This is a genomic window from Natrinema sp. SYSU A 869 (assembly GCF_019879105.1).
Lineage (GTDB): Archaea > Halobacteriota > Halobacteria > Halobacteriales > Natrialbaceae > Natrinema.
The window spans coordinates 2,325,531-2,339,033 of the sequence record NZ_CP082249.1 but is presented as its reverse complement, the minus strand read 5'-3'; the positions used below and the strand labels follow the sequence as shown (position 1 = coordinate 2,339,033).

Genomic DNA, 13,503 nt, shown 5'->3' with positions numbered 1-13,503 from the left:
TATCGTTACCTGTGCTGCCTGCTCGCGCCTCGAGGCCGATCCGAGACGGTTGTTCGTGGGAGTCGACCCGAGAGGGATTTCAGATGTTTCATAATAAATTTTTCATAGTAGCTTGGTTTAATAATATCTATCCCGTTGTTGGTTAGGTTCGACGAAGCAAATCGAGAACGTCCGAGAAGCCGATTTGACCGTTCTCGTCGAAGTCGAAGGCGTCAGGGTTGTTCTGGACGCCGTTGGACTCGAGGTTCTCGAAGAAGGCGTTGACGTCTTCGTGTGTCGTCTCTCCATCTCCGTCGACGTCGTTGTACAGACCGTCGTCGTTCGTATCCCGTGCCTCGTGGTCGCCGACCGAGATCGTCTCGTCACCGTCGATCGGACCGGGACCGACGTGCTTGTCGTTCTTCCCGTTGTCGGCGTCCGGGTACGGGTCCTCGCCGGGCGCGAAGGTGTCGCGGTCGCCGGCTAGTTCCTGGTTCAGTTCGTGCCACCAGACGCCGGGCGTCTCGTCGTTCAGGTAGTTCATCCAGTCGTCGGCACCCTTCGCGCCGTCGTTCGCTCCCGGCGTCCCGTGCTCGAACATATTCGGCTCATAGGTGTGGTCGAACGACCACGCCAGCGGGTGGACGTCGTAGTTCTTGATGAACTCCTCGTACTCCTGAATATAGGGCTCACAGTCGCCACCGTGTTCGCCGCTACAGTCCATCCAGGGCGTATCGACGTGCTTGCCGCCGCCTTCGATCCACCCGAACTCACTGAAGAAGACCGGGACGTGTTCGGACGGTTCGCCGAAGTACTTCGTGAGCGGCCGCAGGCCGTCCTGCGTGTAGACATGGCCGGTATAACACATGTTCTCGGCATCGAACTCGTTGTACGGTGCCCAGTAGGTGTACTGGCTCCACCGTGGACTCCCGATCGTAATCAGGTGACCGGGCGCGTTGTTCTCGACCGTGTCAACCCACGGCTGGGCGCGATCGACCCACAGGTCGTACCAGGCTTTCATGTCCTCGTGAGCGGCGTCGTAATCGTTCGCATCTCCCTCGCCGGGAGCTACCGCCGGATCGGAGAGTTCGCCCGCCTGTCGCTGTGGGCCGCCCCAGTCGCCGCCGTATGGGCCGGTCGGCTCGTTGTAGACGTCGAAGATCACGTGGTCGTCCTCGGCGTATCGGTCGGCGACGACCTCCCAGAACAGGTGTAACTCCTCGTCGAGCGCGTTCGTAATCTCCGGGGGCTCGAGATAGATGTCGTCTTCCTCGAGGTCGAACGCCTCGAGAATGTTCTGTTCGTCGATCAAGTTCCAGATCTCGTCGACCTGGTCCTCACCGTGCCAGAGTACGCCGCGCTCGCCACAGACCTCCGGATTTCGCCAGTCTTCGCCCCCGTCGGACGAACACTGCCAGACGTTCCCATCGACACCGTGGTTCTTGTGGTCCTCCTGATGGAAGATCGGGTAGTGACGGTGGTAGTCGATCATCACATAGGCGCCGCGCTGGGCACCGAGTTCGACGAGATCGTCGAGATAGGTCTGACAGTACCACCTGACGTCGGTTCTATCGAACTGTCCCGGCAGGGCCGGACCCCAGTCGTCGCCGTGGGGCATCTCGTGCGGTGCGGGGGCGCGCGTCCCGGCCGCGAGGAACGAAGGCATTACCGGTACCCGGACGATGTTGGTATGCCACCCCTGGCTCTCGTCGGTGGCTAGTTCGAACGTCTCGGGAGCGGTCTGACCCCGCCACTGCCGGCTCTGTTCGCCCGGATCGGCGATGTTCACTCCCCGAAGGATGACTTCGTTTCCGCTCGGATCGACGATCTTGTTTCCGTCTCGGGCTAACGGCGGGAGGGTGGCTTCTTGGGCCACTGCAGAGCCCGCGATGCTACCGAGACCGCCGACTGCGAGCACGCTCGTCCCCGTGGCCTGCAGTATCGTTCGGCGTGACGTCGAGCTGTCCCGACTGGCGCTATTCGACTGTGCCTCTGAATCGGTTGGGTTCGTATTCTCTGACATGGTGTGATTCTCGCTCCCAGCGAACGAGACTGTACTCCGTCCACTTGGAACGCCGAGGAGTTCGACCCCCTCTCGCACTACAATCCGACCAGAAGGTTATAAAATTTGTGACTTTTGTGGTGGATATTACATCCACGGGGTGCAAAAATAATTCTTATGACAGTCGATACACGCTCAGTTATCTGGATAATAGCGATTCTGTTTTCAGGGCTATCGGGCTAGTCAAAGCGATAGTAGAGCGTTGAAACGGCTATATAAGGTGGTTTTTCCCAACAAAGGAAGACTGGTTCGATAGGGGACGCACACATAGTATATATTATATTTATAGGATTACTAAATAATAGTTCAGAAGTAGCCATATGATGGCATGAAAATTACACCTTTGCGGTGTGGGTTTCGAGACGGAGACGGGTTCCGAGAGTGCAATCGAGAACATCGCGTTTCTCGGGCGATCCGGCCCGGAATGAGAGTCCCCGGTTCACAGGACCGAGACGACGGGAACCGGCGGTCTCACGGTCGTCCACGTCCGCCGTCAGTGATCGACGACCGAAACCGGCCGCTCGAGACGGGGGTGGTCACGACGCGACTCTCCCACTGAGAGGCCGCGCCGGATTTATAGCTATCTCGTTCCTATGGCCCCTGTGAGTACGCGAACGAGTGCGCTCGATGCAGTCGTCTTCGGTGTCGACATCCAGAGTGGTGACGTGCGTGGCGATGCACCGTCGTACGCACTGGCCGTCTACGACGGCGACGACGTCAGTCGGGACGTCGTCACCCACCGAAAACTCAGGCGACTGATCGACGACGAGGAGCCGGCGATCATCGCAACCGACAATATGTACGAGCTGGCCGCCGACAAGGACCAGCTCATCCACTTCCTCGGCTCGCTGCCCGCCGGGACCCGGCTCGTCCAAGTGACGGGTGCCGAACAGCCTGAGCCCCTCTCCCGCGTTGCAAACCGCCACAACGTCCCTTACGGGAAGGATCCGATGCAGGAGGCCGAGGCCGCCGCCCGACTGGCCGCCCACAACGTCGGCCACGAAGTGTCGGCCTTCACCGATACGACCGAGGTCAAGGTCGCACGCGGCCGCTCGACCGGCAGCGGCGGGTGGAGTGAAGACCGCTACACCCGCCGCATCCACGGCTCCGTCAGGAAACGAGCCCGCGAGGTCGAGTCCGAACTCGAGGAGGCCAACCTCGAGTACGAGCGAGAGGTTCGGGAGGCCTACGGCGGCTTCGCCAACGCCGTCTTCACCGTCGAGGCACGCCCGAGCGACATCCCCGTCTCGCGAAATCGGTCGGGCGATGTCCGCGTCGAGATCGAACGCCAGCGCCGCGATGGCATCGAGTTCGAGCCGCTGGTCAAGCGCCGGGACCACGTCATCGTCGGCATCGACCCCGGGACGACGACCGCCGTCGCCATCGTCGGTCTCGAGGGAGAGGTCCTCGACGTCTGGAGTTCGCGAACCAGCGACACCGCCGATGTGATCGAGTGGATCGTCGAGCGGGGCCGCCCGGTCGTCGTCGCGGCCGACGTGACGCCGATACCCGAAACCGTCGAGAAGTTCCGCCGCAGCTTCGACGCCGCGGGCTGGACCCCCGAGAGCGACCTCCCAATCGACGAGAAGCAACACCGTACGCGCGAGCACCCCTACGACGACGACCACCAGCGCGACGCGATGGCCGCCGCGCTGTACGCGCTCGACGCCCACAAAGACCAGTTCGAGCGGATCGCCGACAAACTCCCGCCAGGAATCGACCGCGGCGAGGTCACCGCCCGCGTCGTCGCCGGCGAGGAGAGCGTCGAGGCCGTCCTGCGGGACCTCAACGACGACGAAGAGCCCGAAGAGGAATCCACCGAGCACGAGCCCCGCGAACTGAGCGAGGAAGAGAAACGGATCAAGGACCTCGAGCGACAGGTCGACCGCCTCCAGTCACACGTCGAGCGACTCGAGGGCCGCGTCGGAGACCGCGACGACCGGATCGACGAGCTCGAGACCGAACTCGGCGTCGCCCGCCGCGAGGAACGCAAGGAAGTCCGCCGGGATCGGGAAGTCAGCCGCCTCGAGCGGAAGGCCAACCGACTCGAGCGCGAGCGTGACGAGGCCCGCGAGGAAGTCGAAACGCTCGAGAAGAAGGTCGATCGCATGAAGGCCCTCTGGAAGCTCGATCACTCGAACTTTAGCGACGTCTCCGCGGAGAAGGAAGGGCTGGTCCCCGTCAAGGTCGTCGAGAAGTTCACCAAGGGAGCGATCCGCGAGGCCAACGAGCAGTATGGCATCGCGAGCGGCGACATCGTCTACATCCGGGACGCCAGCGGTGCGGGCCGCTCGACGGCCGAACTACTCGCGGAGTTCGACCCTCGCGTCATCCTCAAGGACGGCGGCCTCTCCGATATCGCCGACAAGCTACTCTTCGAGGCCGAGATTCCAGTCGGTCCCGCCGACGACGTCGCCATGCAGGAGGTCGACGAACTCGCCGTCGCCCGGGAAGACGACGTCGAAGCTGCCATCAACGACTGGCACGAACGCGCCGCGGATCGACGGCGGAATCGCAAAGCTGCAATGGTCGACCAACTCATCAGCGAACACCGAGCGGGCGATAACGAAGTGTGAATCAGTCGATTACGTTTCGGAACCGGATCCCAACGGCGACAGTACGTTGGGGACCTCCTCGAGATCGACCTCCTCGCTCAGATCCTTGGTCTCGTCGACCGGACCGTTGACGAACAGCGCGTGGCCGATAAAAGCGATCGCGACGAGTCCGAGGACGATGATGGCAGCCGGGAGCGGGACCGGCGTTGCGTAGCCGATGACGGCACCGGTCCCGAGACTCGCCGCGATACAGACCAACACGAGGTCGTAGTAGTGGAGCGAATATCCCATACAAAAACGACGTGATCGAAGCGCAAAACGCTTGAGCCTCAGTATACCGGTTCTCCCAAAGGAAATCAGAACATTCCGAAATTCTGCAGCATTCCTGAGATCAGGGATTTGACGACCAATCCGAGGCCGGCGACGATGAGAGCCATTCCCACAGCGATCAGATAATTCTGGGATGCGATGAGACCGATGCCGGCGAGCAGGATCACGATACCAGCGATGCCAAGCGCGCCGAGATTTCGCAACATACGCAGGATTGCAGAGCCGAGTGAAATAAACGGCGTGGTTCCCCGTTCGCGATACGACAGCCGGCAGCGTTCGGTGCTCCGACCAGACAAAACGATAAAGGGTTAAACCGATCGAACGCGAATCCGCGGCCATGAGCGACGACGGAGACGGCGGTCGGAAGAACCTCCGGATGCCCGAGGATGACGAGGTCTTTGCGACCGTCACGGACATGCTCGGGGCGAATCGGGTCAAAGTACGCTGTGCCGACGGGACGGAGCGAACCGCGCGCATCCCCGGCAAGATGCAAAAGCGCATCTGGATCCGCGAAGACGACGTCGTGCTCGTCGACCCCTGGGACTGGCAGGATGAGAAGGCCGATATCACCTGGCGCTACGAGAAGAGCGAAGCCGACCAGCTCCGCGAGGAAGGCCATATTCAGTAAACCGAAATTTTGCTCTGCGGTCTGCGACGGCAACGGCAGCTACGCTGCCGCCGCCGTCGCGTCCCTCGGCAAAATTTCGATCAAAAGCACTCCTCCCTCTGTTTCGTGACGCTTCGCGTCACTCCACATCAGTCGTCGGCCCGCTCGCAGCCTGACGGCTGCTCGCGGTCAACGGCGTCGCTCGGGTTTTCAAACCACTCGCTCGCCGAGAGTACACCGTGGTCGATTTCACTCAGCGATGCATGCCAACTGCGCTGGACTTCATGTGACGAGTATACCGCACCGCACACGTATCCGAAGCACCTGCCCTCCCCCGGATCGTACGCCCCTCGCAGTGCTCAGGGCGTACTCGCGGCCGACGGACGTCTAACCGAACCGCCGATACTACTGGAGTAGCTCGCCACCGCTACTTTTCACACTCTTCTTCACGCTCTGCGTGTTCTCGAACGAGAAAGAATAGAAAGGGATGACAACGTTCGATTAGCGTCCTCGAGCGTCAACTCAGAGATCGGCGACGTCTTCGATGGCGTCGGTCAGTTCCCGGATGGACTCGAGGTCGTGTTCACCCATATGGCCGATGCGGAAGGTCTCCTCGCCGAGTGCAGATCCGTAGCCGTTCGAGAAGACGAAGTCGTACTCCTCCGAGACGGCGTCGATGGTCGCGGCGACGTCGATGTCCTGCGTGTTCTCGATACAGCTCACGGTCTGGGATTCGTACCCCTCCTCGGGGAACATGTCGAAGTGCTCGTGGGCCCACTCGCGGGTGTACTCAGCCATCTCGCGGTGGCGCTGGTCGCGCGCATTGTGGCCCTCCTCGAGCATGTGTTTCATCTGCTCGCGGTAGGCTAGCATGACCGGAATCGCCGGCGTGGAGTGGGTCTGGCCCTTCCGGTCGTAGTAGTCGAGCGAGCGCTGGAAACCGCCGTACCACGACGCCGAGTCCTTTTCGAGTTCGCGCTCGTAGGCGTCGTCGCTGACGACGCAGACGGCGAGGCCGGGCGGCATGGCGAAGGCCTTCTGGACCGATGTGAAGATGACGTCGATGTTGTGGTCGTCGATCTCGACGAGGTCGCCGCCCAGCGCGGAGACGGCGTCGACGACGAAGTAGGTGTCCGGATACTCGGCGACAACATCGCCGATCTCCTCGATGGGGTTGCGGACGCCGGTCGAACTCTCGTTCATCACACAGGTGACGACGTCGTAGTCGGTGTCGCTCTCCTCGAGCCGCTCGCGGACGTCCTCGGGTTTGACCGCCTGTCCCCACTCGTACTCGAGCGTGTCGACGGACTTGCCGAGGCGTTCGGCGACGTTGGCCTGTCGCTCGCTGAAACTGCCACAGGTCGTGACGAGGACGTCCTCATCGACGAGGTTGAGGAGCGAGCTCTCCATGAACTCGGTCCCGGAGCCCGTCAAGATGATGACGTCGTTGTCGGTGCCGAGGAACTCCTTCGTGTCCTCGACGATGGTCGTGTAGAGGTCCGTCATCCGATCCATGCGGTGACCGAACATCGGTTCGGCCATCGCATCGATGACGTCCTCGCGCACCTCGGTCGGACCCGGGATATACAGCGTCTTGTCGGGATAGTCGTCCTTGTATTCGCGTTTCTTGGTCACGGAAACCACCTGAGTAAGGCTCACTGCGTAACGAAACGGTATGGTACTTTTGATGCAGCACTAAGACGGACGACTCGAGCCGTCACTTGTCGGCAGTCGCGTGTGCAGCTACCGAACGGAGGCACGTCGTCGATGGACAACGCTGCTGGATCGCGGATGCGTCTGCTATGGTGGTCGCCAGCGGACGATACAAAACGGGAGAAGAACTGCGGAGAGCGGAACGAGTACTGATTACTCGCTAGACTCGTTGGACTCGTTGTCGCTGCTGCCGTCGCTACTACCATCGCTGCTACCGCTCGTGACCTCGATGGTGCCTTTCATGCCGTTATCGACGTGGGGAACACAGACGTATTCGTCGATGTCTGTGTGAGCCGTGAAGTCGAGTGACTGGCCCTCGCCGGTGCTGCTGACGACCGACGTCTTCTTGTCCTTGTAAGTCTCCCCGTCGTTGTAGAGAGCGATGTTGTGACCGGCCTCGTTCTGTTCCCAGCCGATCGTGTACGACGCACCTTCGGTGAGCTTGAGCGTCGGGCTTTCCACGTCTGCGATTTGGGACGGTTCAACGCCGATCCACGACTGGCCGTTGGCTTTCAGCATGATATCCGTATCGGCCTCAATCTCGAAAGTTTCATCGCTTTCACCGTTACCATTGCCGTTCCCGTTACCGTCGCCGTTGCCACCGCTGCTACAACCGGCGACGAGCGCCGTCGACGCTGCCGCACCAGTCAGCTTCAACGCTGTCCGCCGTGAAACCGGGTTATCTCGTGCCATCAACGGAGGTTAGGTTTGACCACATAAAAATTGATACCTTCTCCCCATACAACGTTATGCGACTCCATACCACAAGATAGAACTGTCAAATCTGTCGCCCCGGTTCCCGGTGATCAGGCGTTTTCGCCACCCGATCGAAACCGGTCGGTCGACTCGAGCGAGAGCCGCAGGAAGACGGGTACCGTGATGACGGCGATCGCGATCTCGAGGCCGCCAACGACGAGGAAGGCCAAGTCATAGCCGTAGGTGCTGGCGACGGTGCCACCGATGAGGAACCCGCCGAGGAAGCCGAGGCTCCCAGCGATGTTGAACCCGGCCATGGCGACGCCGCGCTCGCTCTCGGCGGCGAGGTCAGTGACCAGCGCCATCGTCGCGGGGGCGACGAGCGCACCAAGGACGCCGACGCCGGCCATCGCGATCGCAGCAGTGGGAACCGAGGGAGAGGCCCCGACAAGGAGGATTCCGCCGCCGTAACACACCGAGCCGACGACGATCGGAACCGTCCGACCGATTCGGTCCGAGAGGGCACCCATGGGATACTGCAAGATGGCGAAGGGCGCGAAAAAGCACGCTAGCAGGAGTCCAGTCGTCCCCGCGTCGAGGCCGAACGTCTCCTGAAAGTAGAGGGTCCCCACGAGCGCGAAAAAGCCCGCCGTGAGCCGATCGACGAAGCCGAAGGCATACGGGATCGACAGCGTCGGCCGACGGCGAATTCCATCGACGAGCGCTCGAGCGGTTCGGCGTTCGTCGGGAGAGCGATCCCCGACGAGCGAGACGAGGACGCCGACACAGACCAGTAGGCCGGCGGCGACGACCAGCGGCGCGATCGGGTCGAACGCCGTGAGCTGGCCGCCAATGGGGGCGCCGAGGGCAGCCCCGAGGCCGATGGCGATCCCCGCTGCACCCATGTTTCGGCCGTGACCGCCCTCGAGATCCATTAGCATGGTCATCGTCAGTGAGAACGCGCCGATGGTCATCGATCCCTGCAGGACCCGCAGGAGGAGCACTCCCTCGAAGGAGATCGATCCGATAGTCGGAACGGCGGCGAGAGCGGCATAGCCGACCGCACCGGCGAGTGCGCCGATGACAATAAAGGGCGTGCGCCGACCGATCATATCGCTTGCAACGCCCCAAACGCCGACGAACGTGACGTAGGCGGCGAACTCGGCGACCAGAAACCACATGCTCGCATCGAGCGGGGTCGCCGCGAACGCCGACGCCGTCGCGTCGGCACCCAGCGTCTCGACGAGCGTCGCAACGCCCGGATAGAGCAGCACTTGCGAGAACAACACCGCAAAGACCAGGGCGGCGAGGACGACCCGATCGCGGTCACTCGAGTGCACGACCGGCTCTTGGCGCTCCGAGAGTATCAAGTCGTTCGTCTCGGAACGAACCGATCCGCTCATTGTCACGCACGTTGACACGCCCAGAACCGATACGTTTTCGATCGCTGTCGACGTCTCACACTCGATGACAGTCACGCGTCGGCAACTGCTTGCCGGAGGAGCGACCGCCGGAACAGGGATCGTCGCCGGCTGTACCGGTTTCGTGCGAGAGTCGCTTTCGTCGACACCGGGAACCGTCTCGAGGACGGCACTCGAGGAAACCGGCTACGAGGAACATACCGTCGAGGAAGTCGTCGTCGAGCGAACCGTCGGCCGATTCGGGATCGAGCGCTCGATCGAGGCCAAGAACTGGTACGCCGAGTACGATCGGGCGATCGCGCTCGACTCGGTCGGCCTGACGCGCGTTCAGGCGGCGGTCGTCTCCGTCCTTACGACGCCGCAAGTGTCCGTCCTCGGAAAAACGTTCAACCCCGTCGGCGAGTACTCGACAGACGAACTGGTTGCACTGATCCAAGAGCGGTACGACCGACTTGAGGACGTCCAGTCCGTCGACGAAGACTCGGTTTCGATCCTGGGTACTGAAACAACGCTCGCCCGGTATGAGGCGCGTGCACGGTTGATTTCGGTCGGAACCACGCTTGATGTCTACCTAGAGGTCAGCGACCCCATCGAACACGGTGATGATTTCGTGATTTGTGTCGCGGTCTATCCGCAACTGCGGGGTCTCGAGACCGAGTCCGGGTCCGTTCGGACGATGCTCGGGGCGCTCGAGCACGAGTGAACGGGAGGGCAGTGAATGAAACGATTTGATCTGAGATCGGATCCGACGACAGCGAGCATCCTTCTATTGTGGCGGCAGGGGATTGCCACGCCCTCCTCAGCCGATTTCTGCTCACGGGTGCGAAGCACACGTTTGGATGGTTCGCAGGATCGTCGGTCCTGCGTTAACGCTCAGTCACTTCGTTCCTCTGCTCATCCCTCGCACGACATCGGCGGCCGCCCTCACTATCGTTCGGACGGCCGACAGCGCGCGCCGCCGCATGGCAGGTGATTGATCGGACCGATACGTAGACCAGCGATATCGAACAGCGGTAGCAGAGATTGCGGAAAAACGAGGCGATGTTCGTGACTGCTACGGTCGAATGTAGGCGTATCCCTCACTCTGCAGGCGAGTGAGTTCGCCGCCGCCTGAGGGGACGGTCTCGACGCCGTCGACGAGATCGGATTCCGCGAGGTCCTTCAGGTCGAGCGTGTTTCCGCAGGCCTTGACCGCGATACCCGTCTCGAGCAGTGACTCGACCATATCGCTGCCGTCGCCGCCGGCCGTCAGCGGCTCGATGCCCTCGGCCTGCGCGACGATAGCGACGTCGTCGATCTCGACGGAGTCGTCCTTCGTGAGGTTCTCGGCGATAGTGAGCGCGGTCTCTCGCTGTGCTGGGTCGTCGGCGATGAGGTGGAAGACTGTCTGCACATGTCGACCGAACAGCCCCTCCAGCGATAGCAGTTGACCCTGCAAGCGAAGTGCTCCGGTTGAGCCGACAATTTGAGTTGCCAACCCGTTCATGCGAGAGATTCTCTAGCCCGCGGTTTTTGCCGTTACTGCGATGCATATGAACGTGGAGTAGTATGCATACTAAACATGAGCGACGACGCCAGCGACGAGGCCGACGCCGAGCGTGGCGAGCACGGACTTGGCACGCGCAGCGTCCACGCAGGCCAGTCTCCGGATCCGGAGACCGGCGCAATGGCACCGCCGATCTATCAGACGACCTCCTACGTCTTCGAGGACGCCGACACCGCCGCCGACCGCTACGCCCTCGAGGACGACGGCTACATCTACTCTCGCATCGCGAACCCGACCGTCAGCACGCTCGAGGATCGCCTCGCCGACCTCGAGGGCGGCGCGGGCGCGGTCGCAACGGGCAGTGGCATGGCCGCACTGGACTCCGCAGTCCTGATCCTCGCTGAAGCGGGGGACAACGTGGTCTGCTCGACCGACACCTACGGCGGGACGACCGCCTACTTCTCGAAGACGGCGACCCGCAGGGACATCGAACCGAAATTTGTCCCCACCCTCGAGTACGACGCCTACGAGGACGCCATCGACGAGGACACCGCATTCGTCCACGTCGAGACCATCGGCAATCCATCGCTGGTGACGCCCGACTTCGAGCGGATTGCCGAGATCGCCCACGACAACGGCGTTCCTCTCGTGGTGGACAACACCTTCGCGACGCCGGCGCTGTGCCGGCCGCTCGAGCACGGGGCCGACGTCGTCTGGGAGTCGACAACGAAGTGGCTCCACGGCTCCGGGACGACCGTCGGCGGGGTCCTCGTCGACGGCGGATCCTTCCCGTGGGGCGAGCACGGCTACGACGAGATCGCGGGCCCGAATCACGCCTACCATGACGTCGACTTCTCGCGGGACTTCCCCGAAGCACCCTTCGCGGCCGCGGCCAGATTCCGGTCGCTGCGCAGTCTGGGCAACCAGCAGTCCCCCTTCGACGCCTGGCAGACGCTACAGGGACTCGAGTCGATGCCCCTGCGTGTCGAAAAGCACTGCGAGAACGCCGCCATCGTCGCGGAGTATCTGGCGGACCACGACGATGTCGCCTGGGTCACACACCCGGGGCTCGAGGACCACCCCACTCACGACAACGCAACGCGGTATCTCGAGGACTACGGCGGGATGGTCGCGTTCGGACTTGAGGAAGGATTCGAAGCCGGCAAGGCCTTCTGTGAGAACGTCGAGGTCGCCCAGTTCCTGGCGAACATCGGCGACGCGAAGACGCTCGTCATTCATCCGGCGAGCACGACGCACGGCCAGCTCTCGCCCGAAGAGCGCGAGGAAGCGGGCGTGACGGATGATCTGATCCGGATGTCGGTCGGGATCGAGGATCCCGAAGATATTCTGGCGGACCTCGAGCAAGCGATCGCGGCGGCGACACGAGCCTGTCGAGGGGCTGGTGAGACACCGTGACGACGAAGAGCACGGCCGAGCTGGGCGAGTTCCAGTTCGAGTCCGGCGAATCGATTCCGAACCTCGAGGTGGCCTACGAGACCTACGGCGACTTCACCGGCGATAACGCGGTCCTCGTCTGTCACGCGCTGACCGGCAGTGCCCATGTCGCCCGTCGTCCGGACGCCGGCGGCGAGACAGCAGGTCAGGCTCGCGCCTGGTGGGGCGATGTCGTCGGCCCCGGAAAAGCGATAGACACGACGGAGTACTACGTCATCTGTGCGAACACGCCGGGCTCGTGTTACGGGACGACCGGCCCCGCGAGCGAGAACCCCGAGACGGGCGAGCCCTACGGCACCGACTTCCCGCCGGTCACGGTCGGCGACTGGACCCGCGCCCAGCGCGAACTGCTAGACGAACTCGGCGTCGGCCGGCTCCACGCCGTCGTCGGCGGCAGCGTCGGCGGAATGAACGTCTTAGACTGGCTGCGACGCTTCCCCGATGACGTCGAGCGCGCCGGTGCGGTCGCGACTGCCGCCCGACTCGATGCGCAGTGTCTCGCACTCGATACCGTCGCTAAGCGAGCGATCACGTCCGATCCTGACTGGAACGACGGCCATTACTACGGCGGCCCCGGACCCGAAGCGGGGCTCGCTCGAGCGCGCCAGATCGGCCACATCATGTACCTCTCGAAGGCCTCGATGGGCCGCAAGTTCGGCCGGCGGTCGGCGGGCCGGGAGGCGGTCCGCGAGGAACCGACGGACCCCGCGGCTGCCTTCTTCCCCTACCGGGAGGTCGAGTCCTATCTGGACTATCAGGCCGACAAGTTCACCGACCGGTTCGACGCCAACAGCTATCTCTACATGACCCGCTCGATGGACGACTTCGACCTGTCGGCGGGCTACGAGTCCGACGCCGACGCGCTCGCGGCCTTCGAGGGTGAACTCCTCCTCCTCTCGTTTACCGGCGACTGGCACTTTACCGTCGAACAGGCGGAGGCGCTGGCCGAGGCCTGTCGCGAGGCCAACGTCGACGTCGCCCACCACGTCGTCGAGTCTGACCACGGCCACGACGCCTTCCTCGTCGAACCCGAAAAGGTCGGGCCGCCGCTGTCGGAGTTGCTCGAGGAGGGACTCGCCGGTCGGGCGATCACAGACACGGCTCCAGAACCTGACGAGTCCAGTGAGTTCGCCCCGGTCCACACAAGTCTCTTTTCTGAGTGATCTGTTCGTATTGGCTATTTTCAGTGGTGATTCAAA

At 62.6% G+C, this 13,503-nt stretch carries 12 protein-coding genes; 5 read left to right on the top strand and 7 right to left on the bottom strand.

The genetic code is table 11. The features are described from left to right. Positions 1-142 precede the first annotated feature (142 nt). On the bottom strand, positions 143-2,002 hold the full coding sequence (locus K6I40_RS19765; protein ID WP_222915747.1) for a cellulase family glycosylhydrolase: 1,860 nt from the start codon (positions 2,000-2,002) through the stop codon (positions 143-145). Between the two features lie 641 nt (positions 2,003-2,643). On the opposite strand from K6I40_RS19765, the gene K6I40_RS19760 reads away from it, so the two are divergent. Next, positions 2,644-4,617 (top strand): DUF460 domain-containing protein, encoded by a 1,974-nt coding sequence (locus tag K6I40_RS19760; protein WP_222915745.1) that lies wholly within the window; start codon positions 2,644-2,646, stop codon positions 4,615-4,617. A gap of 9 nt (positions 4,618-4,626) precedes the next feature. Here the strand turns inward: K6I40_RS19760 and K6I40_RS19755 are convergent, their stop codons facing one another. Beyond that, the gene (locus K6I40_RS19755) at positions 4,627-4,887 is read right to left on the bottom strand and encodes a hypothetical protein (RefSeq protein WP_222915743.1); all 261 of its coding nucleotides are present in this window, start codon (positions 4,885-4,887) and stop codon (positions 4,627-4,629) included. Between the two features lie 65 nt (positions 4,888-4,952). Then, complete coding sequence (locus K6I40_RS19750; protein WP_222915741.1) at positions 4,953-5,132, bottom strand: hypothetical protein; 180 nt, start codon at positions 5,130-5,132, stop codon at positions 4,953-4,955. 131 nt (positions 5,133-5,263) lie between these two features. Here K6I40_RS19750 and eif1A point away from each other — a divergent pair, with 131 nt between their 5' ends. After that, entirely contained in the window at positions 5,264-5,554 is a 291-nt protein-coding gene (gene eif1A, locus K6I40_RS19745) for a translation initiation factor eIF-1A (protein WP_222915740.1), read from the top strand. Positions 5,555-6,055: 501 nt separating this feature from the next. Here eif1A and K6I40_RS19740 read toward each other — a convergent pair. The 3 genes from K6I40_RS19740 to K6I40_RS19730 form a co-directional block, all read right to left on the bottom strand. After that, complete coding sequence (locus K6I40_RS19740) at positions 6,056-7,168, bottom strand: alanine--glyoxylate aminotransferase family protein (protein ID WP_222915738.1); 1,113 nt, start codon at positions 7,166-7,168, stop codon at positions 6,056-6,058. Positions 7,169-7,399: 231 nt separating this feature from the next. Beyond that, entirely contained in the window at positions 7,400-7,939 is a 540-nt protein-coding gene (locus K6I40_RS19735; RefSeq protein ID WP_222915736.1) for a plastocyanin/azurin family copper-binding protein, read from the bottom strand. 113 nt (positions 7,940-8,052) lie between these two features. Beyond that, a complete protein-coding gene (locus K6I40_RS19730) occupies positions 8,053-9,282 on the bottom strand; it encodes an MFS transporter (RefSeq protein ID WP_222920412.1) in 1,230 nt (409 codons plus the stop codon). 127 nt (positions 9,283-9,409) lie between these two features. Between K6I40_RS19730 and K6I40_RS19725 the strand changes: the two genes are divergently transcribed. Continuing rightward, a complete protein-coding gene (locus K6I40_RS19725; protein ID WP_222915734.1) occupies positions 9,410-10,066 on the top strand; it encodes a DUF6517 family protein in 657 nt (218 codons plus the stop codon). A gap of 351 nt (positions 10,067-10,417) precedes the next feature. Here the strand turns inward: K6I40_RS19725 and K6I40_RS19720 are convergent, their stop codons facing one another. Beyond that, positions 10,418-10,756 (bottom strand): DsrE family protein, encoded by a 339-nt coding sequence (locus tag K6I40_RS19720; protein ID WP_222915732.1) that lies wholly within the window; start codon positions 10,754-10,756, stop codon positions 10,418-10,420. A 168-nt stretch (positions 10,757-10,924) separates the two neighbouring features. On the opposite strand from K6I40_RS19720, the gene K6I40_RS19715 reads away from it, so the two are divergent. Continuing rightward, the gene (locus K6I40_RS19715) at positions 10,925-12,265 is read left to right on the top strand and encodes an O-acetylhomoserine aminocarboxypropyltransferase/cysteine synthase family protein (RefSeq protein ID WP_222915730.1); all 1,341 of its coding nucleotides are present in this window, start codon (positions 10,925-10,927) and stop codon (positions 12,263-12,265) included. Continuing rightward, positions 12,262-13,467: a homoserine O-acetyltransferase gene (metX, locus tag K6I40_RS19710; RefSeq protein ID WP_222915728.1), complete on the top strand. Its 1,206-nt coding sequence runs from the start codon at positions 12,262-12,264 to the stop codon at positions 13,465-13,467. Before K6I40_RS19715 ends, metX begins: the two co-directional genes overlap by 4 nt. Positions 13,468-13,503 lie beyond the last annotated feature (36 nt).

What these genes read in the sequence shown, in the direction of transcription:
- K6I40_RS19735 (WP_222915736.1), bottom strand. Translation starts at nt 7,939, where the DNA reads ATGGCACGAGATAACCCGGTTTCACGGCGGACAGCGTTGAAGCTGACT.
- eif1A (WP_222915740.1), top strand. Translation starts at nt 5,264, where the DNA reads ATGAGCGACGACGGAGACGGCGGTCGGAAGAACCTCCGGATGCCCGAG.
- K6I40_RS19750 (WP_222915741.1), bottom strand. Translation starts at nt 5,132, where the DNA reads ATGTTGCGAAATCTCGGCGCGCTTGGCATCGCTGGTATCGTGATCCTG.
- K6I40_RS19765 (WP_222915747.1), bottom strand. Translation starts at nt 2,002, where the DNA reads ATGTCAGAGAATACGAACCCAACCGATTCAGAGGCACAGTCGAATAGC.
- K6I40_RS19725 (WP_222915734.1), top strand. Translation starts at nt 9,410, where the DNA reads ATGACAGTCACGCGTCGGCAACTGCTTGCCGGAGGAGCGACCGCCGGA.
- K6I40_RS19755 (WP_222915743.1), bottom strand. Translation starts at nt 4,887, where the DNA reads ATGGGATATTCGCTCCACTACTACGACCTCGTGTTGGTCTGTATCGCG.
- K6I40_RS19715 (WP_222915730.1), top strand. Translation starts at nt 10,925, where the DNA reads ATGAGCGACGACGCCAGCGACGAGGCCGACGCCGAGCGTGGCGAGCAC.